The organism is Pseudomonas sp. A-RE-19, assembly GCF_019956555.1.
In the GTDB taxonomy this organism is placed as follows: Bacteria; Pseudomonadota; Gammaproteobacteria; order Pseudomonadales; family Pseudomonadaceae; genus Aquipseudomonas.
Map to the genome: position 1 here is coordinate 23425 of NZ_JAHBDQ010000004.1, position 22153 is coordinate 45577.

Genomic DNA, 22153 nt, shown 5'->3' on the forward strand with positions numbered 1-22153 from the left:
CCCGAGCTTAAGCCGTCGCACCCAGCACGCGTTCTGTCACCGTCGCCGGCGTCGTCTTCGCCAACAGGCCGGCGTGCTTGCTCTCCAGTGCTCTGACTTCCTTGACCAGGTTTTCCAGAAGCTGGCGCCCCTGGGGGGTGAAATCGCCACTGGCTTCCAGATCCGGCAAGGCCCGGGTCAACCCCCGCATGATGAACGCCAGACGGTTTTGCGCTTGCTGCAGTTCATGGGACGAGCGCGAGCGGACCCGCTCCAGGTATTTGACCAACGCGATATACACGTAAAACGCGTGAAAATAACCGTACAAGTCACGCTTCTGCCCTGACCACGGGAGGGTGAACGACGCTTCTCGCGAGGCGCCTTCGGCGACGACCGGGCACATTTCAACAATGTAGTAGAGCAGTTGATGAGTGGCCTCATGCACCAGGGACTCTTCCAGATCGAGTATCGAATTGTCCCGACTCGACAACAGGATGACCCCGGTGTAACGGGAAGCCGAACAACTTCGAAATAAACCATCGGGCAAATAACAAATAGCTTTGACCAGTTGTTTAAACCGCTCATGGCAGGCCGGCCAGGTGTGCTCCATTCGCAACAGGGCAATATTCACGATATCGCTAAAAAAGCGCACGGGGTGGCCACTACGCTCTAATTGTTTGCGAGCTTCTTCATCTTTTGGAAACTCATAACTGGGTGGAGTCGCTATCGCGATCAGCGGATCGACATCAAATCGATACAGCGGCGGACAATCATGAACAGGCCGGATTTTATCCTTTGCCTTTACGCGCGCCAGCACATCGGGAAACTCGATCAGCATTTTTTCCAACATGGCCGTATCTTCAGACTTTTCGGTCAACACCTGATTGGTATAACGAAACGTCATCCCCTGCCACACTTGAAACACCGGATCATTGATAATCGGGTGCTGTTCCTGAGGCGGGAGCACGATAAGGTTCACGGCCTGCTCAAAAAAAACCGCCAAGTGCGGTGAGTCGGGGAATAGTTTGAAAAGTTCGGCATACAGCACAGTAAAGATCGTATAGCGATTTCGACTGACGCGTTCCAGCAATACTTCAAATCGTGAAGGCTCCGTATCCGGGAGAAAGGTAGTGCCCTGAAATAAATCGTCGACGGATAACTCACGTTGCCCACTGTTCCCGATATCCATTTTTCAAACCTTCCCTTAGGCTGGCAGCAACGGCTTCGCCATCGTCAGACTGGCGACGCCATAACCGAGTTGTTCATAAAGACGACGAGCCGCATCGTTGCGACCAAAGACATGCAAGCGCACTTCCTCGCACCCCGTCTGGCGTGCCCATGCCTCGGCGGCCAGCATTGATTGCCTGGCATAACCCTGACGGCGCTCGCCAGGTTCAATGTATAAATCCAGAATAAAGACAATCGGCCGGGTACCCGCGTGGCGTTGAGCGAGCCACAGTTCACCGACGCGCCGGTCTTCGTCCTTGATCACCCAGAGTTGATTGTTTTCAGTCTGCAGACCTTGCGGCAATAACTGCTCGAAGACGTTCCTGGACTTTTGCGATGCCTCCTCCGAAGCCCATTCACCCGAGGCGACCATGCCCTGGCCATACTCGGCAACGGCTCTTTCGGCGAAAGTCACGAAGTCCGCGTTGTCCATGGGTGCCAAGGTGACAGGCATGGGTCATTTACTCCCTGTTCGACCATGTTGTGTCTTGCTGTTGAATCGAGCCATTTGGCGTACCGCAGAAATCGTCCGGCTTTCCGTGGCACGCCAAACAGCATCGCCGTCCTTTAATCCATTTGTGCCTGTACATTCTGTTGTTGGTCGAATATCGCAGCATTACCCAGTTTGTCGCGAATACCCGCACCGGCACTCACCAGTTTTGTAGCATCAATATTTTTTACGGCTGTAAGTTCAGTAGCACTTAAGTGCACACCAATTCCTTTTGCAGCGGCCTCGGCATCTGCATGCAGTTTTGCAGCGAAGTCCTTATCGATAAGGGCGCGACCTACGACCGAAGCAAGACGCTCCTGATTCACTCTTGTGGGCATGGTGTTTCTCCTTGTTATTTCGGCATGACAAACATGGACTCCTGACGGCGCATAAAATGTTCCCTTGCCCGCCCTGAGGACTTTGAATATAGCAAGACCTCCTTTCTTTTCCAGCCACATCGAGGAGGCGCTTTAAATCTTTTTACGATAAGCGACAACACCAAATCTTAAGTTTAACTGGCGATTACCTATATACCTTTACTGACTGTAAGATCTGTAGGAAACCTCTTACAACCAAAGCAATAAACACTTCCATCCAACCTCAAACCCAAACAATAAAGCGTCATTTATAGAACACCTACCTGCCCGCCCCATTAATGAGCTGGATAACTATGGGATTTAATTAAGAATGCCTCATGCCATCGATGCAGGTAGACGTCGATTAGCGTTCGATAATCGCCCAAAACCCCGTCCGCCCGATTGAATCCCCCCGCCTATCCCTCGCACCATTGCCCGCACCTGCAAAAACCAATAACAACAGGTTCAACACCATGACTACGCGCCCTACTCGCTCCGGCTGAGCTCCGTTCGTTTATCCAAACCCGATTTTTTGTCTGCGACCTCTGGTTGCGACTGCGTACTGCTTCATCCCTGATAATTAGAGAGACCCGAGCCCATGATTCCCTCCTACACGCAGTATTTCTTTCCCAGCCTGATCGCCATCGCACTGGCCGGCGCGGCCCTGCCCGCCATGGCGGAGGAGTCGGGCTTTGTCGAAGGCGCCAAGGTCAACCTGAACCTGCGTAACTTCTACATCAACCGTAACTTCACCAACCCGACCAAGGCGCAGGGCAAGGCTGAAGAGTGGACGCAAAGCTTCATTCTCGACGCCAAGTCCGGGTTCACCCAGGGCACCGTCGGGTTTGGCATGGACGTGCTGGGTTTGTATTCGATCAAGCTCGACGGCGGCAAAGGTACCGGCGGTACGCAGTTGTTGCCGCTGGATCACGATGGTCGCCCGGCGGATAACTTCGGTCGCACCAACGTGGCGTTCAAGGCCAAGCTGTCCCAGACCGAAGTGAAGGTTGGCGAATGGATGCCGGTACTGCCGATCCTGCGTTCGGACGACGGTCGTTCGCTGCCGCAAACCTTCCGTGGCGGCCAGATCACCTCGAAGGAAATCGATGGTCTGACGCTCTATGGCGGCCAGTTCCGCGCCAACAGCCCGCGCGACGACAGCAGCATGAGCGACATGTCGATGACCGGCAAAGCCGCGTTCACCTCAGACCGCTTCAACTTCCAGGGTGGCGAATATGCCTTCAACGACAAGCGCACCCAGATCGGCCTGTGGAATGCTGAACTCAAGGACATCTACAGCCAGCAATACGTCAACCTGATCCACACCCAACCGCTGGGCGACTGGACGCTGGGTGCAAACCTGGGGTTCTTTTACGGCAAGGATGACGGCAGCGCCCGGGCTGGCGAGCTGGACAACAAGACCTGGTCAGGCCTGTTCTCGGCCAAATACGGCGGTAACACCTTCTACGTCGGCCTGCAAAAACTCACTGGCGACAGCGCCTGGATGCGGGTCAACGGCACCAGCGGTGGCACCCTGGCCAACGACAGCTACAACGCCAGCTATGACAACGCGAAGGAAAAATCCTGGCAACTACGCCACGACTACAACTTTGCCGCCCTTGGCGTCCCGGGCCTGACCCTGATGAACCGCTACATCAGCGGCGACAACGTCCACACCGCAACCACCAGCGACGGCAAGGAATGGGGTCGCGAAAGTGAACTGGGCTACACCGTACAAAGCGGCGCGCTCAAAGACTTCAACGTCAGATGGCGCAACTCGACCATCCGCCGCGACTTCAGTAACAACGAGTTTGACGAGAACCGGTTGATCGTCAGCTATCCGATCAGCCTGCTGTAAACCCCACTACCGCCATCGCGAGCAGGCTCGCTCCCACAGTTGTCCGGCGTGACCGCAAGTTTTGCGTTCACACCGCAGACCTGTGGGAGCGAGCCTGCTCGCGATGGCAATCTTTCAGTCACATCAATATTGAATGGACTGCCGCCATCGCGGGCAAGCCCGGCTCCCACAGGGATCTTTGGCGAACACAACATTTGCGTTCACACCGGACAACTGTGGGAGCGGGCTTGCCCGCGATGGCAATCGTTCAGTCACATCAATATTGAACGGACTGCCGCCATCGCGGGCAAGCCCGGCTCCCACAGGGATCTTCGGTGAACACAACATTTGCGTTCACACCGCAGACCTGTGGGAGCGAGGCTTGCCCGCGAAGGCGTCAGCTCAGGCAACACAACTTTCGCGGATCACTCCCGCGACTCAATCCCCAACTCATCCCACACCGACTCGGCCAGGTGGAACGTCGCGTTGGCCGCCGGGATGCCGCAGTAGATTGCGCTCTGCATGATCACTTCCTTGATCTCGCCGCGGGTCACGCCGTTGTTGGCGGCGGCGCGCAGGTGCAGTTTGAGTTCTTCGTTGCGGTTCATGCCGATCAGCATGGCGATGGTGATCAGGCTGCGGGTGTGGCGCGGCAGGCCCGGGCGGGTCCAGATGTCGCCCCAGGCGTGGCGGGTGATCATCTCCTGGAACTCCGAGTTGAACTCGGTCAGCGCGTTCAGGCTGCGGTCGACATGGGCGTCGCCGAGGACTGCACGGCGGACTTTCAGCCCTTCGTCGTAACGTTGTTTCTCATCCACGAAAAAACCCTCAAAGAGCCGACAGAAACGCCAGCACCCGCTCGCTGAACGCAGCGCCGGCCTGGACGTTGGACAGGTGTGCGGCGTAGAACTCGGCGTACTCGGCGCCCCGCACATGTTCCTGAATGAAATGTCCGCCAGACGGTGGCGTCACGGCGTCTTCGGTGCCAGCGATCACCAGCAGCGGCACCTGAATCGAGGACAACTGATCGCGGAAATCGGCATCGCGCACCGCCGCGCAATTGGCCGCGTAACCTTCAGGCGAGGTGGCCGCGAGCATGTCGGTAATCTGCTTCGCCACTGCCGGATTGGCCTCGGAAAAGTCTGGAGTAAACCAGCGTGCAATCGATGCATCGCGCAGGGCAACCATCGCCGCCGCACCGTCACGCAGGACGGTTTCGATCCGTGGATTCCACACTGATGGATCGCCGATTTTCGCCGCGGTGTTGCACACAATCAGTTTGTTCAAACGCTGACTGGCATTGATCCCCAGCCACTGGCCAATCAACCCGCCCATGGACAGACCACAGAAATGCGCGCGTTCGATGTGCAACGCATCCAGCAACGCCAGTACGTCGCGACCGAGTTGCTCGATGCTGTACGGCCCCGACGTCACCAACGACTGGCCGTGACCACGGGTATCAAAACGCAGCACGCGAAAGTGCTCGATGAACGCCGGGATTTGCGCGTCCCACATGTGTAGGTTGGTGCCCAACGAGTTGGACAACACCAGCACCGGCGCATCGACCGGCCCATCAAGTTGGTAATGCAGTTCGCCCTCGGCGAGTTGTACGAAAGCCACAGCAGTCTCCTTCAGGCAATCAACGCAAAATGTTCAGCCACCGCTCGCTCGACCCAGGTATGGGCCTGACCGAGGTAATGGGCGGGGTCCAGCAGACGATCGAGTTCAGCGTCCGACAGCTCGGCAGTCACCTGCGGCTCGTCGCCGAGTACCGCGCGCAGATGGCGTTGCTCGGCCACTGCGCGCTTGCAGCATTGCTCCAGCAGATGGTGCGCGGTGTCGCGACCGACCCGTTGCGCCAGGACGATGCTCACGGCTTCGGCCAGCACCAGGCCCTGGGTCAGGTCGAGGTTGCGGGACATTCGGTCGGCATCCACTTCCAGTCCGTCGACCACCAACAGCGCTTGCTGCAGGCTACCCGACACCAAACAGCAGATCTCCGGCAGGGTTTCCCATTCGGCATGCCACAGGCCCAGGCTGCGTTCGTGTTCCTGCGGCATCGCGCTGAACAAGGTCGAGAGCAAACCCGGCACCCGCGTCGCCGCCCCGATCAGCACTGCCGCGCCCACCGGGTTGCGTTTGTGCGGCATGGTCGAGGAACCGCCCTTGCCCGGCGCCGACGGCTCGAACACTTCGCCGGCTTCGGTTTGCATCAACAGGCTGATGTCGCGGCCGAGTTTGCCAAGGCTGCCGGCGATCAACCCCAACACCGCGCCGAATTCCACCAGACGATCACGCTGGGTGTGCCAGGGTTGTTCCGGCAAGGTCAGTTGCAGTTCTGCGGCCAAGGCTTCGGCAATCGGCATCGCCTGCTCGCCAAGGGCCGCGAGGGTGCCGGAGGCGCCACCGAATTGCAGCACCAACAGGCGCGGCTTGAGCTCCAGCAAACGCTGACGGCTGCGAGTCACCGCGCCCAGCCAACCGGCGACCTTCATGCCAAGGGTGACCGGTGTCGCGTGCTGCAACCAGGTACGCCCGGCCAGCGGCGTGGCGATGTAACGCCAGGCCTGGGTCGCGAGGGTTTCCCCCAGTTGCGCCAGATCAGCTTCGATCAGTTCCAGCGCGCGGCGCAGTTGCAGCACCAGGCCGGTGTCCATCACGTCCTGGCTGGTCGCGCCCAGATGCACATAGCGCTCGGCTTCGGCATCGTTCCTGGCGATCTGCTTGCCCAGCGCCTTGACCAAGGGAATCGCCGAATTACCCGCCGTGGCAATCGCCTCGCCGAGGGCGGCAAAGTCGTAATGCTCGGCGAGGCAGGCGCGTTCGATAGACTCGACGGCGCTCTGCGGAATCAGGCCAACCCGCGCCTCGGCCCGGGCCAGTGCGGCTTCGAAATCAAGCATGGCCTGAACCCGGCCCTGATCGCAGAACACCTCACGCATGTCGCGTGCCGTGAAGTAGGCATCGAACAATTGATTGCCCGGTCGTTGGTTCATAAACAGTCCTTGCAGGCGAGGGCCGGTCAGGCCCCCGCGTAAAGATCAAAGGTCATTTTGCAAATACTTCGCCTGTTTCGGCAGACGCAGACTGAACAGGAACGCGATCGCCATCATCACCGTCACGTACCAGTAGAACGAGTTTTCCATGCCCCCGGCTTTAAGGCTCAGCGCCACATACTCCGCCGAACCGCCGAAGATGGCATTGGCCACCGCATACGCCAGGCCGACGCCCAAGGCGCGCACCTCTGGCGGGAACATTTCGGCTTTCACCAGACCGCTGATCGAGGTGTAGAAACTCACGATCGCCAGCGCCAGGGTAATCAGCACAAAGGCCAGGAACGGACTGCTGACACTTTTCAGGCTCAACAGGATCGGTACGGTGCACAACGTCCCGAGGGCGCCGAACCAGAGCATCGAATTGCGCCGGCCGATCTTGTCGGCGAGCATGCCGAAGAACGGTTGCATGCACATATAAAGGAACAGCGCGCCGGTCATGATGTAGCTGGCGGTTTTGGCGTGCATGCCGGCGGTATTCACCAGGTACTTCTGCATGTACGTGGTGAAGGTGTAGAAAATCAGCGAGCCACCGGCGGTGTAACCCAGCACGGTGATGAACGCGGCCTTATGATCGCGGAACAGCGCACGGACGCTGCCGGCGTCTTTGTTTTCGCGCATTTCCTTGCTGCTGGTTTCCTTGAGCGCACGACGCAGGAACAACGAAATCAACGCCGCGGCCGCACCGACCACGAACGGAATTCGCCAGCCATAGGCACGCAATTCATCCTCGCTGAGGAACTGTTGCAGGATCACCACCAGCGACACCGCCAGCAACTGCCCCCCAATCAACGTCACGTACTGGAACGAAGCAAAGAAACCACGCTGGCCCTTGAGGGCGACTTCGCTCATGTAGGTCGCGGTGGTGCCGTACTCGCCGCCCACCGACAAGCCCTGCAGCAAACGTGCGAACAACAGCATGATCGGCGCCCAGACCCCGATGCTGTTGTAGGTCGGCAGGCAGGCGATGAGCAACGACCCGAAGCACATCATCAGAATATCAGAATCGAGATCATCATCGAATTCTTGCGCCCGTGTTTGTCCGCCAATCGACCGAAGATCCAGCCGCCGATGGGCCGCATCAGAAACCCGGCAGCGAATACGCCCGCCGTGTTCACCAGCTGCACCGTGGGGTTGTCGGACGGGAAAAACGCCGGGGCAAAATAGATTGCGCAGAAGGCGTAGACGTAAAAGTCGAACCATTCGACCAGATTGCCGGACGAGGCGCCGACAATCGCAAAGATCCTTTTGTTGCGTTCTTCACGGGTGTAGAGAGCTGTGAGAGTTGTCATCGTTCTTCACTCTTTTGGGGACCGTGAGAGTCTAGACACATTTAGCAACAGCCCCGTTCCGCAAATGCATTAGCGACACGATTCCCTGTGGGAGCGGGCTTGCTCGCGAAGACGGCGGCACAGTCAACATTGATGTCGCCTGACACACCGCTTTCGCGAGCAAGCCCGCTCCCACAGGTTTTATGGCGCTCACTCAATAATCAAAAAACACCGTCTCGGCATCCGTCCCCTGCAAAATCACATTCCACTGATAAACACCCGCAGCATCCTGCTTCGCCAGCAAGGTGCCGCGGCGTTCGGCAGGCACGCACTCCAACAGCGGATCCGCGACGTTGGCCGGTTCACCATCAAAGTAAATCCGCGTCAGCAAGTGCTTCACCAACCCACGAGCAAACACCAGCACCACCAGGTGTGGCGCCTGGGTCGAGCCCTTCAAGCCTTCCACCGTACCCGGCTTGATCGTGGTAAAGCGGAAGCGCCCTTGCGCATCCACCGGCACCCGGCCAAACCCTTCGAAGTTCGGGTCCAGGGGTTTGTCCTGATCGTCTTCGGGATGATCGTATTTGCCGGCGGCGTTGGCCTGCCAGACTTCCAGCATGGCGTCGTTGACGAAGTCGCCATTGCCATCGACGACTTGCCCGGTGATCGCCACGCGCTCGCCAAGGGTTTGTGCAACGGTCAGGTCTTCGCGGTTCAGCCAGGTCAGGCCGATGTGGTAATACGGCCCGACGGTGTGGGACGTGGTCGCGTTCAGCGTCATCTTATTTCTCCATCGGCGTGGCATCGCGGCCGCGCAAGACGATGTCCCAGCGATAACCGAGGGCGTAGGAAGGAATGGTTTTTTCCAGGTCGAAACTGGCGATCAGGCGTTCTTTGGCGCTGGTATCGGGCACGCAGTTGTAGATCGGGTCGTAAGCCAGCAACGGGTCACCCGGGAAATACATCTGGGTCACCAGGCGCGTCAGAATACTCGGCCCGAACAGTGAGAAATGGATGTGCGCCGGGCGCCAGGCGTTGTGATGGTTACCCCACGGATAGGCGCCGGGCTTGATGGTCTGGAACTGATACCAGCCATCGGCGTCGGTCACGGTGCGGCCGGTGCCGGTGAAGTTCGGGTCCAGCGGCGCATCGTGCAGGTCGCGCGCATGGTTGTAACGACCGGCGGCGTTGGCCTGCCAGATCTCCACCAGAATTCCCGGCACCGGCAGACCGTTTTCATCCAGCACACGGCCGTGGATGATGATCCGTTCACCCAACGGCTCGCCCGAATGCTGGGCAGTCAGGTCATTGTCCTGCTCCTGGATGCGCTCGGCGCCGATGGTCGGCCCGGTGATTTCCGACAGCGAATGAGGCAAAAACACCAACGGCTTGGACGGCGAGCGAAGGTTGGTGGATTGATAGGCCGGGTGCAGGTACTCCGGCTGGGTGCCCTCTTGCGGGCGGCGGTAACCAGGCTTGTCAGTCATGAAGCATTCCTCAGTTCTTATTAGTCACTGCTACGCGTCAGACGCGTTCGATCGCCAAGGCCAGCCCCTGGCCGACACCGACGCACATGGTCGCCAGACCTTTCTTGCCACCGGTCTTTTCCAGTTGATGCAGCGCGGTCAGTACCAAGCGTGCACCGCTCATGCCCAGCGGATGGCCCAAGGCAATGGCGCCACCGTTCGGGTTGACCTGGACCGCGTCATCCGCCAATCCCAGTTCACGCAGCACGGCCAAACCCTGGCTGGCGAAGGCTTCGTTGAGTTCGATCACATCGAAATCGCTGACCGCCAGGCCCAGGCGCTCGGTCAGTTTGCGCACCGCGGGTACTGGGCCGATGCCCATCACCCTCGGTGCGACACCGGCACTCGACATCCCCAACACACGAGCGCGGGCGGTCAGGCCATGCTTCTTCACGGCGTCGCCGGAAGCCAGAATCAACGCCGCCGCGCCGTCGTTCACACCGGAGGCATTGCCGGCGGTGACGGTTTTATCCGGACCGTTGACCGGTTTGAGTTTGGCCAGGGTTTCCAGTGTCGTGTCAGCGCGAGGGTGCTCGTCCTGCGTGACGACGCTTTCCCCCTTCTTGTGGGCAATGCGCACTTCGACGATTTCTTCGGCGAAAAATCCTGCGGCCTGCGCGGCGGCTGTACGTTGCTGACTGCGCAGGGCGAAAGCATCCTGATCGGCGCGGGACACGCGGTAGTCGTCGGCCACGTTATCGGCGGTCTGCGGCATCGCATCGACGCCGTATTGGGCTTTCATCAATGGGTTGATGAAACGCCAGCCGATGGTGGTGTCTTCCAGTTTCATGTTGCGCGAGAACGCCGCATCCGCCTTGCCCATCACAAACGGTGCGCGGGACATGGACTCGACGCCGCCGGCAATCGCAAGCTCCATCTCGCCGCTGGCGATGGCCCGGAACGCGGTGCCGATCGCATCCATGCCCGAAGCGCAAAGACGATTGAGGGTAACGCCCGGAATGGTTTCCGGCAGGCCGGCCAGCAGCAACGCCATGCGTGCCACGTTGCGGTTGTCCTCGCCGGCCTGGTTGGCGCAACCGAGGAACACCTCGTCCACCGCGTTCCAGTCCACCGACGGGTTGCGCATCATCAGCGCCTTGATCGGCACGGCCGCCAGGTCATCGGCGCGAACCGCCGACAGGCCGCCGCCGAAACGGCCGATGGGGGTGCGAATGGCGTCGCAGATATAAACGTCACGCATCAGGCTTCTCCGGGTGCTTGGCCGTGTGCGGCGGCGGTGCGGGCTTCCAGATCGCGCAGCGCGGTCAGCTCGACGTCGGTTGGCTCGGCGGTGTTTTCAACTTGATCGGCGAAGCGAATCGCCCAACCGGTGGCGGCAATCACTTGCTCGCGGGTCACGCCTGGGTGCAGCGCGGTGACCACGAATTCATGGGTCCCCGCTTCGGGCTCCATGATGCACAGGTCGGTAATAATGCCGACAGGCCCGGCGCCCGGCAGGCCGAGACGCTTGCGTGAATCACCGCCCTCGCCATGACCGACCGAGGTGATGAAGTCGAGTTTGTCGACAAAGGAGCGCGCCGACTGCTTGAGGATGATCAGCACACTTTTGGCGGAACCGGCGATCTCCGGCGCGCCACCGGCACCCGGCAGGCGAACCTTGGGCTGATGGTAGTCACCCACCACCGTGGTGTTGATGTTGCCGAAGCGGTCGACTTGCGCGGCGCCGAGAAAACCGACATCGATGCGCCCGCCCTGCAACCAGTAGCGAAAAATCTCACCGGTCGGGACGACAGTGTCGGCGGTTTCCGCCAGCTCACCGTCACCGATCGACAGCGGCAATACGCTCGGCTTGGCACCGATCGGACCCGATTCGTAGATCAGGACGACGTCTGGCGAGGAAGTCAGACGCGCCAGGTTGGCGGCTTTCGACGGTAGGCCGATGCCGACGAAGCACACCGAACCGTTTTTCAGACGGCGGGCGGCGGCGACGGTCATCATTTCATTGGTGGTGTAAGTCATTACTTGGCCTCCGAAGCAGCGGCCAGTTTGGCCTGGAACTTGCTGAAGTCAGCGCAACCGTGGATGTACTCGTTGATCCACGCGGTGAAGGTTTCACGGTCGCGGGCAATCGGGTCCCAAGCCTGGTAGAAACGATTATCCCGTTCGGTGTAACCGTGGGCGTAGGACGGATGCGCACCACCCGGTACATGGCAGACAGCGGTCAAGGCCCAGGTCGGCAGTACGCAAGCGTTCATCGGCGCATTGAGGTCGTCGACGATTTCTTCAACAGTAACGATGCAACGCTTGGCGGCCAGCGCCGCTTCTTTCTGCACACCGAGAATGCCCCATAGCAGCACGTTGCCTTTGCGGTCGGCTTTCTGTGCGTGAATCACGGTGATGTCCGGGCGCACCGACGGCACCGCCGCCAGCACTTCGCCGGTGAACGGGCAGGTGACGGTTTTGATCAGCGGGTTGACCTTCGGCAGGTCGGAACCGCCGTAGGCACGCAGCACCGCGAACGGTAGGCCCGAAGCGCCCGCGACGTAGGCATTGGCCAGGTCGGCGTGGCTGTGTTCTTCGATTTCCAGCGCATGCGGCCACTGCTTTTCAACCGCGTCACGCAAACGGTGCAGCGAACCAACGCCTGGGTTACCGCCCCAGGAGAAAATCAGCTTGCGAGCACAACCGGCACCGATCAACTGGTCGTAGATCAAGTCGGGCGTCATCCGCACCAGCGTCAGATCTTTCTTGCCCTGACGGATGATTTCGTGACCCGCCGCCGTAGGAATCAGGTGAGTGAAGCCTTCGAGCGCGACGGTATCGCCGTCGTTGACGAACTGCTTCACCGCGTCATGCAGCGAAAGGATTTCAGCCATGGGGCAGGCTCCCGTTTTGTTATGAACCGACAGTGGTAGAAAAAGGCGCGAGGTTCAGCGCCGGAATGACTGAAGATTAAGCCCCTGAAAAATGCCAAACAATCCGATAATCGACTAAGTGTTCGTTTATCGAACATATTGTTGTCTCGCTACCTATTCTGAAAAGCTTCGCGGGCAAGTCCGCTCCCACAGGTTGATGCGCAATCCTTGTAGGAGCGAGGCTTGCCCGCGAAGAGGTCATCAAACTCGCTGAAGAATCTGAAACCTGTCCTCAGGTCGCATCCGCATGGCTGACCATGCCCTTGATCACCACCGCCGTGGTTGCCAAGGCGGCCGGAATCACCAGCGCCGTCAGCACCTGTTCGAAGTTCCAGCCCAGGCCCAGCAGCGTTGCGCCCATCCACGCACCGAGGATCGCGCCGAAGCGGCCAATTCCGAGCATCCATGACACACCGGTCGCTCGCCCTTGAGTCGGGTAAAACCGCGCCGCCAGGGACGGCATCGCCGATTGCGCACCGTTGACGCACATCCCGGCCACCAGCACCAGGGTCGCCAGCAATGTGATGTTGCCCAGGCTCTGCCCTACCGCGTAGGCAAACACCCCGGCCAGCAGGTAGAAAATGCCGATGACTTTGTGCGGATTGAACCGGTCCATCGCCCAGCCCACACCCACCGCGCTCAACACCCCACCGAACTGGAACAGCGCACCAATGAACGCCGCCTGCTCCATGCTCGCGCCGCTGTCACGCATCAGCGTCGGCAGCCAACTGGTCAGCAAGTAAACGATCACCAGGCCCATGAAGTACGTCAGCCACAGCAACAGCGTGCCGGTGCTGTAAGTGCCGGAGAAGATCACCGCAAACACATTGCGCGCCTTCACGGTTTTCTGTTCCGGCACGCTGAAGCTCGAAGCCTGAGCCACCACCGCCGGGTCGATCGGCGCCAGGGTCTTGCGCACTTTGTCCGTACCGCGATTGCGCACCACCAGATAGCGGGCCGACTCCGGCAACCAGAGCAGCAAGACGACCCCGAGAATCAACGGCAGAATTCCGCCGATCATCAACAGACTGTGCCAGCCGAAGGCCGGGATCAGTTTGGCCGAGATGAACCCGCCACCGGCCATGCCGAGGTTGAAGCCGCAAAACATGCTGGTCACCAGCAGGGATTTCTTGCGCTCCGGGGTGTATTCGGACAGCAGCGTGGTGGCGTTCGGCATGCCAGCACCCAGGCCCAGGCCGGTGAGAAAACGCAGTACCAGCAACTGATCGACGTTAGTGCTGTAGGCCGACGCCAGGCTGAAGGCGCCGAATAACAGCACCGCGCCGACCAGTACGACTTTTCGCCCGAAGCGGTCAGCCAATGGGCCGGAACCCAAGGCGCCGAAGACCATGCCAATCAGCGCCGCACTCATCACCGGGCCGAGACTGGCGCGATCGATGCCCCAGTCCTGGGACAGTGCCGGCGCAATAAAACCCATGGCCGCGGTGTCGAGGCCATCAAGGAAGACAATCAGGAAACACAGGATCACTACCCGCCATTGGTAGCGCGAAATGGGTTGAGCGTTGATGAAGGACTGCACGTCGAGGCAGTTTCCTACAGCAGACTGAGGCTGGTTCATTATTTTTATTCCACGCAAAGAACGCAGTCGAACAGGTGTCAGCCAGGGCTGACGCTGTTACCAGAAAAGGAGGTCGGGATCAGGCGATCCGGTTTCGGCAAATGAACCGGTGGGAACAGCGGCAGTCGGGAAACGTGCGCATGGGGAAGGCCTCTTCTCATTATTATTGGGGTCGTCGTCCGGCGACTGACTGAAGGCCAGCAGCGCCGGATGACGCTGCCGCGACATTAATGAGCCAAGGGAAAGAGCGTCAATTCGATAAGCGCAACTCTGTGCGTTTATCGAACAGCTTAGGCAAAGAGTTGTGCGCTCAGGTCACGACTGGCGCTTAGCAGACCGGGCAGGAAACGTTGCTCCAGTTCGCTACGGCTAACCCGGCCGGCGTGGGTGCTGACGTTTAACGCCGCCACCACTTGCCCGGAAGCGTCGTACACCGGAACGGCAATCGAACGCAGGCCCTGCTCCAGTTCCTGATCAACGATGCACCAGCCCTGTTGCCGTACCTCTTGCAGGCATTCGAGCAACGCCTCGGGGGTATGCAAGGTGCGACTGGTCTTGGCTTGCAGTTCTGCATGATCGAGGTATTCGCGCAGGGACGTGTCGTCCAGCGCGGCGAGAAGAATCCTGCCCATGGACGTGCAATAGGCCGGCAGCCGTCCACCCACCGAGAGGTCGACGGAAATCAGCCGCTGGGTGGTGGCCGACCGCGCGATATACAAAATGTCATCGCCTTCCAGCGTGGCCATGTTGCAGGCCTCGTGCAGTTGCTCGCTCATGCGGTCCAGGTACGGCTGGGCAGAAACCGCCAATGGCGTCGACGACAAATAGGCATGGCCCAGGGTCAATACTTTGGGCAGCAGCGAATAGGTGCGTCCGTCAGTAGTGGCGTAGCCGAGCTTGATCAGGGTGTGCAGGCAACGTCGCACGGCGGCGCGGGGAATTTCCGTGCGGTGGCTGATCTGCGCAATGGTCAAGTGCCGCTTGCGTTCCTGGAATGCTTGCACCACAGCCAGACCACGGGCCAGGGAGGTCATGAAATCCGGGTCACCGGTCAGGGCCTGGATTCGCTTCGCTGGCGAGGCGACGATCGGCGGCGCCACTGAAGCGAAGGAATTGCGCATTTGATCGTTCATATCAGGTTTCCTACACGGATCAGCGACTATTACAAGCGGCTCCCGGTCCGGCACACAAGCCACCGCCTGCCAGGAATGGGCGATTATCGAACGCTGGGCCGATAATCGCAATCGGTGCCGCCTACAATGAGCTCATTCCCTATCATAAGGTTGTTACTTTCGGTCAGTGACATACAGGGGTCGATGTATTAATTTGTTCGACTTAATGACGCCAGAAAGTCACCGTTGCAAATGGCGTCACCCGTACTGTAGTTACCGATAAAGTTGCGATTAACAAATCCATCACGTATCAGAAACTACTTTTAACGTACAAGAGATAGTGTTCTTTGGATCGACCGCTATAATGCATCTCATGGCGACCGGTTTTTTACATCCCGATTCCGCCAGCCGGCAGCGCAATATCCATTGCCGCTGTCCGCAGCAAGCGCCTGACGCTCATTTCATATGCTCCGCCAACGCGCTCGCTGAAACAGGAGACTGATGCTGCGTCAGCTGTTTTTCTCTGGTGCCGTGGCCGCCTGCAACATGGAAGTATTGATTGCGCCGTGGGAACGATGCCGTGTCAGGCACTGTCCCTTCGATGAGCGTGGTCGATAAATCGATGCAGCGCGTTTCACCAGAATTTATCTCAACTCAATCAGGTAGCACTGTGACGAAAGACGAACTGCGCGCGGAACTTGAGCGCCAGGAACAACGTTACAAGGAAGTTTACGGCGGGGAAGTCACCACCTACGCCGCTCAGCCCGAACCCGAACGCAAACCCTGGCGTAAACGCGCCACCGTTCAGGACCAGGCCTTCACCCAGGAACTGCAGAAGATGGAAAAGGAACTCAAAGCCGAAGAGCCATGACCACCTCGGCCTGAATCTTTTCAAGAGACTGCGTCCGCACCCGTTAAAAGCGGGTTGTGTCGATGTTGCTTTTCGCGCCCGCCACCAGCGGGCAGCGGACATCTCATCTATGAATGAGATGAAATGGTTCCTGTCCGGCCCTCATCTCTGATACTTCCCACAAGCGTTCAAGCCTCTCGACTCAACGGGAGAAACCCTTGTGGCTGCTGCCTTTCCACACGAATTCAATGACTTGTAAAACCCTGAAAAAGACTGCGCCTCAGGGGATGGTCACAAATAAATTCGTTGAAGAATGTAACCGATGAGCAGCAAGTGCATCGATTAGCAGTCTTTTCTGGCATAATCGCGCCCCCTTATGACCGGGTCAGAAAACCTTCATGATCGATTTATTCAGCGGACTGGATGCTTGGGTGCTTGTGAGCCTCTTGCTCGCCCTGGCCTTTGTCCTCGCCTTCGAGTTCATCAACGGCTTTCATGACACCGCTAACGCGGTTGCCACTGTTATCTACACCAAAGCCATGCCGCCTCATCTGGCGGTGTTCTTTTCCGGTGTGTTCAACTTCCTCGGCGTGCTGCTGGGCGGTGTAGGCGTGGCGTATGCCATCGTTCACCTGCTGCCGGTAGAACTGCTGATCAATGTGAATACCGGTCACGGACTGGCCATGGTGTTTTCGTTGCTCGCCGCCGCCATCACCTGGAACCTGGGCACCTGGTACTTCGGTATCCCCGCCTCCAGCTCCCACACGCTGATCGGTTCGATCCTCGGTGTCGGTCTGGCCAACGCCTTGATCAACGATATTCCGTTGGCCGACGGCGTTAACTGGCAGAAGGCGATCGATATCGGTGCGTCCCTGGTGTTCTCGCCGATGGCCGGGTTCCTGGTCGCTGCCCTGGTGCTGATCGGCCTTAAATGGTGGCGTCCGCTGTCCAAGATGCACAAGACACCGGAACAGCGCCGCAAGATCGACGACAAGAAACACCCGCCGTTCTGGAACCGTCTGGTGCTGGTGATTTCGGCGATGGCAGTCAGCTTCGTGCACGGCTCCAATGACGGCCAGAAAGGTATCGGCCTGATCATGCTGGTGCTGATCGGTATCGTGCCGGCGCAGTTCGTACTCGACCTGGGCAGCACGACTTACCAGATCGAGCGGACTCGCGACGCGACCCTGCACCTGAGCCAGTTCTACAAGCGCAATGCCGATACGCTGGGTGAATTCCTGGCCTTGGGCAAAAGCGTGGAAGGCGATCTGCCGGAAAAATTCCGTTGCAACCCGCAACAGACCGAACCGACCATCGCCGCCCTGCTGGACACCCTCAAGGGCGTAGCCGACTACCACTCGCTGCCGTCGGAAAGCCGCATCGAAGTGCGTCGTTACCTGCTCTGCCTGGACGACACGGCGAAGAAAGTCAGCAAGTTGCCTGGCCTCGCAGCCCGTGAAAAGGCTGACCTGGACAAACTGCGCAAGGACCTGACCACGACTACCGAATACGCCCCGTTCTGGGTGATTCTGGCGGTCGCACTGGCACTGGGCCTGGGTACCATGGTTGGCTGGAAACGCGTGGTACTGACCATCGGCGAGAAAATCGGCAAGCAGGGCATGACCTACGCCCAAGGCATGTCGGCGCAGATCACCACCGCGTGCATGATCGGCCTGGCCAACATCTTCAGCCTGCCCGTCTCCACTACCCACGTCCTGTCTTCAGGCGTGGCCGGCACCATGGTCGCCAACAAAAGCGGCCTGCAAGGCGGCACCGTCAGAAACATCCTGCTGGCTTGGATCCTGACCCTGCCAGCCACCGTGGCCCTGTCGGCTGGCCTGTTCTGGCTGGCATCCAAGGCACTGGGTAGCTGATACACCGCTACTGAAAAAGGCGCGTTCCGTGAGGTTCGCGCCTTTTTTATTGCAATTTTCGCCACACCCGCTCCCACAGTTGGTCTATCTATTCCAATAGAAAACGGCAGGCAAAAAAAAGGGCGACCGAAGTCGCCCAAAATGCCTTGCGTGCTCATTACATCCAGAAGGATCTACGGCTTTCTACGCTTATGCGCATCCTTCCAGATAAAAAATCCAAACCCTGCAAAAAACAGAACCATGAGGCCGACGGTCAGCACTCCGGCGATCACCACGTTGTCGAAAAACATGATTAGCCTCCTGCACTTGCCCTGTTGCGATGGGGCTAAGTTAACCAATCAGGCAGGAGAGAAAATTGACCGGGATCAATACCGCCCGAGACAGGGCGTAAAGGAAGGGAAATAACTGACCTGCATCAACTGATGCAGGGTGTTTCAACGCTTTTTCGGTTTGTTCTTCGGCTTTTTCTTCACTTTGCCCAACGGCATCGCCTGTTCGAATGCCTGACGAACTTCGTTCAGGCGCTTTTCATTCAGGTCATGAACCCGCTTGGCGCGTTCGGCGTTGAGGTCGATCAGCTTGTCGTCTTGGCTCATGGCGTTCAGTGCATCGTATGAAATGAAATTCAACTGCCCAATCGCTTGGCAGGATTGCGTCAATAATGCGGTCTGGCGCGGGCGCTGACCAGTGATCCGACACTTCATATCTCGATATCGACCCACAACCCCTGACGCGGCTCGCCTTCAATCAGCGGCGCTACCGGTACAGTGTTGTCAGCGTTGAGCTCATTGCCCGGAATCGCCAGGTGTTCTTCAGGATCCTCATCGGCTTCACGGCGACGCCGTTGCTGCTCCTGCTTGCGGCGCTGTTCCTCGCGCAGCTGCAGGCCCGCCTCTTCCGGGTCGCGCTTTTGCAGGTCGATGGTGCTTTCGCTGGAGCTTTCCTGCGCCGGCACCACAGGCGGAATATCCGGGCGCTGGCGGATCGGATCCTGCTGTGAAGTGATCGGTACGGCGCTCAAGGGGAGCATCGGTGGCAGCATATTATTAGTCTCCTGTCAGCAGGCTGTCGGCTGCGGGGATGGCGACTTGAGCCATCGGTCGCAAACTTGTGGTCCGCCTGGCAGCGCAGGAGCTGGCGCAGCCTGCGATCTTTTGATCTTCATCTCCCGAAAAGTTCGCATCCTCCATCACCGCGCGCATGTAATCCTTTGGTCCTGAAGGCTCATTCCGTTAAGATAGCCCGCTTTTTCAAGGTGGGAGTCAGGCAGCATGGCGCAGCAGTATCAACCGGGGCAACGCTGGATCAGTGACAGCGAAGCCGAGCTGGGTTTGGGCACCGTTCTGGCACAGGACGGCCGCTTGTTGACCGTGCTCTATCCGGCCACTGGCGACACTCGCCAGTACGCGCTACGGAATGCGCCCCTCACCCGCGTGCGGTTTTCGCCGGGTGACAGCATCACTCACTTCGAAGGCTGGAAACTGACCGTACAAGAAGTCGACGATGTCGACGGCCTGCTGGTCTACCACGGCCTCAACGCGCAGAACGAAGTGGTCACCCTGCCGGAAACCCAACTGTCGAACTTCATTCAGTTCCGTCTGGCCAGCGACCGTTTGTTCGCCGGCCAGATCGATCCGCTGGCCTGGTTCTCCCTGCGTTATCACACCCTGGAACACACCAGCCGCCAATTGCAGTCCTCCCTTTGGGGCTTGGGCGGCGTGCGGGCGCAACCGATCGCGCACCAACTGCACATTGCCCGTGAAGTGGCCGACCGCATCGCACCGCGCGTTCTGCTGGCGGACGAAGTGGGCCTGGGCAAGACCATCGAAGCCGGTCTGGTGATCCATCGCCAACTGCTTTCGGGCCGCGCCAACCGCGTGTTGATCCTGGTGCCGGAAAACCTCCAGCACCAATGGCTGGTAGAGATGCGCCGCCGCTTCAACCTGCAAGTCGCGCTGTTCGACGAAGAACGCTTCATCGAAAGCGATGCCGCCAACCCGTTCGAAGACACCCAGCTTGCATTGGTTGCGCTCGAATGGCTGGTGGACGACGAAAAAGCCCAGGACGCACTGTTCGCCGCCGGCTGGGATTTGCTGGTGGTCGACGAAGCGCACCACCTGGTGTGGCACGAAGATCAGGTCAGCCCTGAATACTCCCTGGTGGAACAACTGGCCGAAGTCATTCCCGGCGTATTGCTGCTGACCGCGACCCCGGAACAACTCGGTCAGGACAGCCACTTCGCCCGTCTGCGCCTGCTCGACCCGAACCGTTTCCATGACCTGCACGCCTTCCGCGCCGAGAGCGAAAACTATCGCCCGGTGGCCGAAGCCGTTCAGGAGCTGCTGGACAAAGGGCGCCTGTCGCCTGAAGCACACAAGACCATTCACGGTTTCCTCGGGAATGAAGGCGAAGCGCTGCTGACCGCCGTCAACGATGGCGACACCGAAGCCAGCGCCCGTCTGGTGCGCGAACTGCTGGACCGCCACGGCACCGGCCGCGTGCTGTTCCGTAACACCCGCGCCGCCGTGCAGGGTTTCCCGGAGCGCAAGCTGCACCCGTACCCGCTGCCGTGCCCGGCCGAATACCTCGAACTGCCATTGGGCGATCACGCCGAGCTGTACCCGGAAGTCAGCTTCCAGGCCCAGCCGGACGCCAATGAAGAAGAGCGTTGGTGGAAATTCGACCCGCGTGTCGAGTGGCTGATCGACACCCTGAAAATGCTCAAGCGCACCAAAGTGCTGGTGATCTGCGCCCACGCCGAAACCGCCATGGACCTGGAAGATGCCCTGCGCGTACGTTCCGGCATTCCGGCCACGGTCTTCCACGAAGGCATGAACATTCTCGAGCGTGACCGCGCCGCCGCCTATTTCGCCGACGAAGAATTCGGCGCTCAGGTGCTGATCTGCTCGGAAATCGGCAGTGAAGGTCGCAACTTCCAGTTCTCGCACCATCTGGTGCTGTTCGATCTGCCGTCGCACCCGGACCTGCTGGAGCAACGCATCGGTCGTCTGGACCGGATCGGTCAGAAGCACATCATCGAACTGCACGTACCGTACCTGGAAACCAGCCCGCAAGAACGGCTGTTCCAGTGGTACCACGAAGCGCTGAACGCGTTCCTCAATACCTGCCCGACCGGCAACGCCTTGCAGCATCAGTTCGGCCCACGCCTGCTGCCGCTGCTGGAAAACGCCGATGACGGCGAGTGGCAAGCGCTGATCGACGAGGCCCGCGCCGAGCGTGAACGTCTGGAAGCCGAGCTGCACACCGGCCGTGACCGCTTGCTGGAGCTCAACTCCGGCGGCGCCGGCGAAGGTGATGCACTGGTCGAGGACATCCTCGAACAAGACGATCAGTTCGCCCTGCCGATCTACATGGAAACCCTGTTCGACGCGTTCGGCATCGACAGCGAAGACCACTCGGAAAACGCGCTGATCCTCAAGCCAAGCGAAAAAATGCTCGACGCCAGCTTCCCGCTGGGCGACGACGAAGGCGTGACCATCACCTACGACCGCAACCAGGCGTTGTCTCGCGAAGACATGCAGTTCATCACCTGGGAACACCCGATGGTTCAGGGTGGCATGGACCTGGTCTTGTCCGGTTCGATGGGCAACACCGCCGTGGCACTGATCAAGAACAAGGCGCTGAAACCGGGCACCGTGTTGCTGGAACTGCTCTACGTCAGCGAAGTGGTTGCCCCGCGTTCGCTGCAACTGGGCCGCTACCTGCCGCCGGCCGCCTTGCGTTGCCTGCTCGACGCCAACGGCAACGACCTGTCGACCCGGGTGTCGTTCGAAACCCTGAACGATCAACTGGAAAGCGTGCCTCGCGCCAGCGCCAACAAGTTCATCCAGGCCCAGCGCGACCAGCTGACGCCACGGATCAACGCCGGCGAAGAGAAAATCACCCCGCGTCACGCCGAGCGCGTGGCCGAGGCGCAACGTCGCCTGGCGGCGGATACCGACGAAGAGCTGGCACGCCTGACCGCCTTGCAAGCGGTGAACCCGACCGTGCGCGACAGCGAACTGGTTGCCCTGCGCAAACAACGCGAGCAAGGCCTGGCCATGCTCGACAAGGCCGCGCTGCGACTGGAAGCGATTCGGGTGTTGGTGGCGGGTTAAGTCCC

At 59.5% G+C, this 22153-nt stretch carries 20 protein-coding genes and 1 pseudogene; 4 read left to right on the forward strand and 17 right to left on the reverse strand.

All coding sequences use genetic code 11. From position 1 onward, the window contains the following. Positions 1 to 7 precede the first annotated feature (7 nt). From KGB14_RS03010 to KGB14_RS03020, 3 genes are all read right to left on the reverse strand, one after another. Complete coding sequence (locus tag KGB14_RS03010; RefSeq protein ID WP_223484035.1) at positions 8 to 1168, reverse strand: aKG-HExxH-type peptide beta-hydroxylase; 1161 nt, start codon at positions 1166 to 1168, stop codon at positions 8 to 10. A gap of 15 nt (positions 1169 to 1183) precedes the next feature. Then, on the reverse strand, positions 1184 to 1660 hold the full coding sequence (locus KGB14_RS03015) for a GNAT family N-acetyltransferase (protein ID WP_223484036.1): 477 nt from the start codon (positions 1658 to 1660) through the stop codon (positions 1184 to 1186). Between the two features lie 113 nt (positions 1661 to 1773). Then, positions 1774 to 2034: an Os1348 family RiPP precursor gene (locus tag KGB14_RS03020; RefSeq protein ID WP_223484161.1), complete on the reverse strand. Its 261-nt coding sequence runs from the start codon at positions 2032 to 2034 to the stop codon at positions 1774 to 1776. A gap of 616 nt (positions 2035 to 2650) precedes the next feature. Between KGB14_RS03020 and KGB14_RS03025 the strand changes: the two genes are divergently transcribed. Beyond that, a complete protein-coding gene (locus KGB14_RS03025; RefSeq protein ID WP_223484037.1) occupies positions 2651 to 3910 on the forward strand; it encodes an OprD family porin in 1260 nt (419 codons plus the stop codon). A 404-nt stretch (positions 3911 to 4314) separates the two neighbouring features. Here KGB14_RS03025 and pcaC read toward each other — a convergent pair whose 3' ends face one another. The 11 genes and pseudogenes from pcaC to pcaR all read right to left on the reverse strand — a co-directional run bounded on the left by pcaC (position 4315) and on the right by pcaR (position 15327). Then, positions 4315 to 4707 (reverse strand): 4-carboxymuconolactone decarboxylase, encoded by a 393-nt coding sequence (pcaC, locus tag KGB14_RS03030; protein ID WP_223484038.1) that lies wholly within the window; start codon positions 4705 to 4707, stop codon positions 4315 to 4317. A 10-nt stretch (positions 4708 to 4717) separates the two neighbouring features. Then, complete coding sequence (pcaD, locus tag KGB14_RS03035; protein WP_223484039.1) at positions 4718 to 5509, reverse strand: 3-oxoadipate enol-lactonase; 792 nt, start codon at positions 5507 to 5509, stop codon at positions 4718 to 4720. A gap of 11 nt (positions 5510 to 5520) precedes the next feature. Beyond that, positions 5521 to 6885 carry a 3-carboxy-cis,cis-muconate cycloisomerase gene (locus KGB14_RS03040; RefSeq protein ID WP_223484040.1) on the reverse strand — a complete coding sequence of 455 codons (1365 nt, stop codon included), beginning with the start codon at positions 6883 to 6885 and terminating at the stop codon, positions 5521 to 5523. A gap of 45 nt (positions 6886 to 6930) precedes the next feature. Beyond that, positions 6931 to 8234 (reverse strand): annotated as a pseudogene (locus tag KGB14_RS03045) (MFS family transporter). Between the two features lie 193 nt (positions 8235 to 8427). Next, positions 8428 to 8994, reverse strand: a complete 567-nt coding sequence (gene pcaG, locus KGB14_RS03050) for a protocatechuate 3,4-dioxygenase subunit alpha (protein WP_223484041.1) — start codon at positions 8992 to 8994, stop codon at positions 8428 to 8430. A gap of 1 nt (position 8995) precedes the next feature. Beyond that, complete coding sequence (gene pcaH, locus KGB14_RS03055) at positions 8996 to 9700, reverse strand: protocatechuate 3,4-dioxygenase subunit beta (RefSeq protein WP_223484042.1); 705 nt, start codon at positions 9698 to 9700, stop codon at positions 8996 to 8998. A gap of 37 nt (positions 9701 to 9737) precedes the next feature. Next, the gene (gene pcaF, locus KGB14_RS03060) at positions 9738 to 10943 is read right to left on the reverse strand and encodes a 3-oxoadipyl-CoA thiolase (protein ID WP_223484162.1); all 1206 of its coding nucleotides are present in this window, start codon (positions 10941 to 10943) and stop codon (positions 9738 to 9740) included. Further along, positions 10940 to 11719: a CoA-transferase subunit beta gene (locus KGB14_RS03065; RefSeq protein WP_223484043.1), complete on the reverse strand. Its 780-nt coding sequence runs from the start codon at positions 11717 to 11719 to the stop codon at positions 10940 to 10942. The genes pcaF and KGB14_RS03065 overlap by 4 nt, the downstream gene beginning before the upstream one ends. Beyond that, positions 11719 to 12576 (reverse strand): CoA transferase subunit A, encoded by an 858-nt coding sequence (locus tag KGB14_RS03070; RefSeq protein WP_223484044.1) that lies wholly within the window; start codon positions 12574 to 12576, stop codon positions 11719 to 11721. The genes KGB14_RS03065 and KGB14_RS03070 overlap by 1 nt, the downstream gene beginning before the upstream one ends. Before the next feature lie 271 nt (positions 12577 to 12847). Continuing rightward, on the reverse strand, positions 12848 to 14194 hold the full coding sequence (locus KGB14_RS03075) for an MFS transporter (RefSeq protein ID WP_223484045.1): 1347 nt from the start codon (positions 14192 to 14194) through the stop codon (positions 12848 to 12850). A 290-nt stretch (positions 14195 to 14484) separates the two neighbouring features. Continuing rightward, positions 14485 to 15327 (reverse strand): pca regulon transcriptional regulator PcaR, encoded by an 843-nt coding sequence (gene pcaR, locus KGB14_RS03080; protein WP_007903845.1) that lies wholly within the window; start codon positions 15325 to 15327, stop codon positions 14485 to 14487. Positions 15328 to 15976: 649 nt separating this feature from the next. Between pcaR and KGB14_RS03085 the strand changes: the two genes are divergently transcribed. Together KGB14_RS03085 and KGB14_RS03090 are read left to right on the forward strand one after the other, a co-directional pair. Continuing rightward, complete coding sequence (locus tag KGB14_RS03085) at positions 15977 to 16177, forward strand: hypothetical protein (RefSeq protein ID WP_007935837.1); 201 nt, start codon at positions 15977 to 15979, stop codon at positions 16175 to 16177. Positions 16178 to 16554: 377 nt separating this feature from the next. Next, a complete protein-coding gene (locus KGB14_RS03090) occupies positions 16555 to 18030 on the forward strand; it encodes an inorganic phosphate transporter (protein WP_223484046.1) in 1476 nt (491 codons plus the stop codon). A gap of 173 nt (positions 18031 to 18203) precedes the next feature. Here KGB14_RS03090 and ccoM read toward each other — a convergent pair whose 3' ends face one another. The 3 genes from ccoM to KGB14_RS03100 form a co-directional block, all read right to left on the reverse strand. After that, complete coding sequence (gene ccoM, locus KGB14_RS28520; protein ID WP_317851008.1) at positions 18204 to 18320, reverse strand: cytochrome c oxidase subunit CcoM; 117 nt, start codon at positions 18318 to 18320, stop codon at positions 18204 to 18206. Between the two features lie 144 nt (positions 18321 to 18464). Beyond that, entirely contained in the window at positions 18465 to 18659 is a 195-nt protein-coding gene (locus tag KGB14_RS03095; RefSeq protein WP_223484167.1) for a hypothetical protein, read from the reverse strand. A 71-nt stretch (positions 18660 to 18730) separates the two neighbouring features. Continuing rightward, positions 18731 to 19072 (reverse strand): aspartate-semialdehyde dehydrogenase, encoded by a 342-nt coding sequence (locus KGB14_RS03100; RefSeq protein WP_223484047.1) that lies wholly within the window; start codon positions 19070 to 19072, stop codon positions 18731 to 18733. Between the two features lie 229 nt (positions 19073 to 19301). On the opposite strand from KGB14_RS03100, the gene rapA reads away from it, so the two are divergent. Beyond that, the gene (gene rapA / locus KGB14_RS03105; protein WP_223484048.1) at positions 19302 to 22148 is read left to right on the forward strand and encodes an RNA polymerase-associated protein RapA; all 2847 of its coding nucleotides are present in this window, start codon (positions 19302 to 19304) and stop codon (positions 22146 to 22148) included. The last annotated feature ends 5 nt before the right edge of the window (positions 22149 to 22153 follow it).

What these genes read in the sequence shown, in the direction of transcription:
- KGB14_RS03010 (WP_223484035.1), bottom strand. Translation starts at nt 1,168, where the DNA reads ATGGATATCGGGAACAGTGGGCAACGTGAGTTATCCGTCGACGATTTA.
- KGB14_RS03015 (WP_223484036.1), bottom strand. Translation starts at nt 1,660, where the DNA reads ATGCCTGTCACCTTGGCACCCATGGACAACGCGGACTTCGTGACTTTC.
- KGB14_RS03020 (WP_223484161.1), bottom strand. Translation starts at nt 2,034, where the DNA reads ATGCCCACAAGAGTGAATCAGGAGCGTCTTGCTTCGGTCGTAGGTCGC.
- KGB14_RS03025 (WP_223484037.1), top strand. Translation starts at nt 2,651, where the DNA reads ATGATTCCCTCCTACACGCAGTATTTCTTTCCCAGCCTGATCGCCATC.
- KGB14_RS03040 (WP_223484040.1), bottom strand. Translation starts at nt 6,885, where the DNA reads ATGAACCAACGACCGGGCAATCAATTGTTCGATGCCTACTTCACGGCA.
- pcaG (WP_223484041.1), bottom strand. Translation starts at nt 8,994, where the DNA reads ATGACGCTGAACGCGACCACGTCCCACACCGTCGGGCCGTATTACCAC.
- pcaH (WP_223484042.1), bottom strand. Translation starts at nt 9,700, where the DNA reads ATGACTGACAAGCCTGGTTACCGCCGCCCGCAAGAGGGCACCCAGCCG.
- KGB14_RS03065 (WP_223484043.1), bottom strand. Translation starts at nt 11,719, where the DNA reads ATGACTTACACCACCAATGAAATGATGACCGTCGCCGCCGCCCGCCGT.
- KGB14_RS03070 (WP_223484044.1), bottom strand. Translation starts at nt 12,576, where the DNA reads ATGGCTGAAATCCTTTCGCTGCATGACGCGGTGAAGCAGTTCGTCAAC.
- KGB14_RS03075 (WP_223484045.1), bottom strand. Translation starts at nt 14,194, where the DNA reads ATGAACCAGCCTCAGTCTGCTGTAGGAAACTGCCTCGACGTGCAGTCC.
- pcaR (WP_007903845.1), bottom strand. Translation starts at nt 15,327, where the DNA reads ATGAACGATCAAATGCGCAATTCCTTCGCTTCAGTGGCGCCGCCGATC.
- KGB14_RS03090 (WP_223484046.1), top strand. Translation starts at nt 16,555, where the DNA reads ATGATCGATTTATTCAGCGGACTGGATGCTTGGGTGCTTGTGAGCCTC.
- ccoM (WP_317851008.1), bottom strand. Translation starts at nt 18,320, where the DNA reads ATGTTTTTCGACAACGTGGTGATCGCCGGAGTGCTGACCGTCGGCCTC.
- KGB14_RS03100 (WP_223484047.1), bottom strand. Translation starts at nt 19,072, where the DNA reads ATGCTGCCACCGATGCTCCCCTTGAGCGCCGTACCGATCACTTCACAG.
- rapA (WP_223484048.1), top strand. Translation starts at nt 19,302, where the DNA reads ATGGCGCAGCAGTATCAACCGGGGCAACGCTGGATCAGTGACAGCGAA.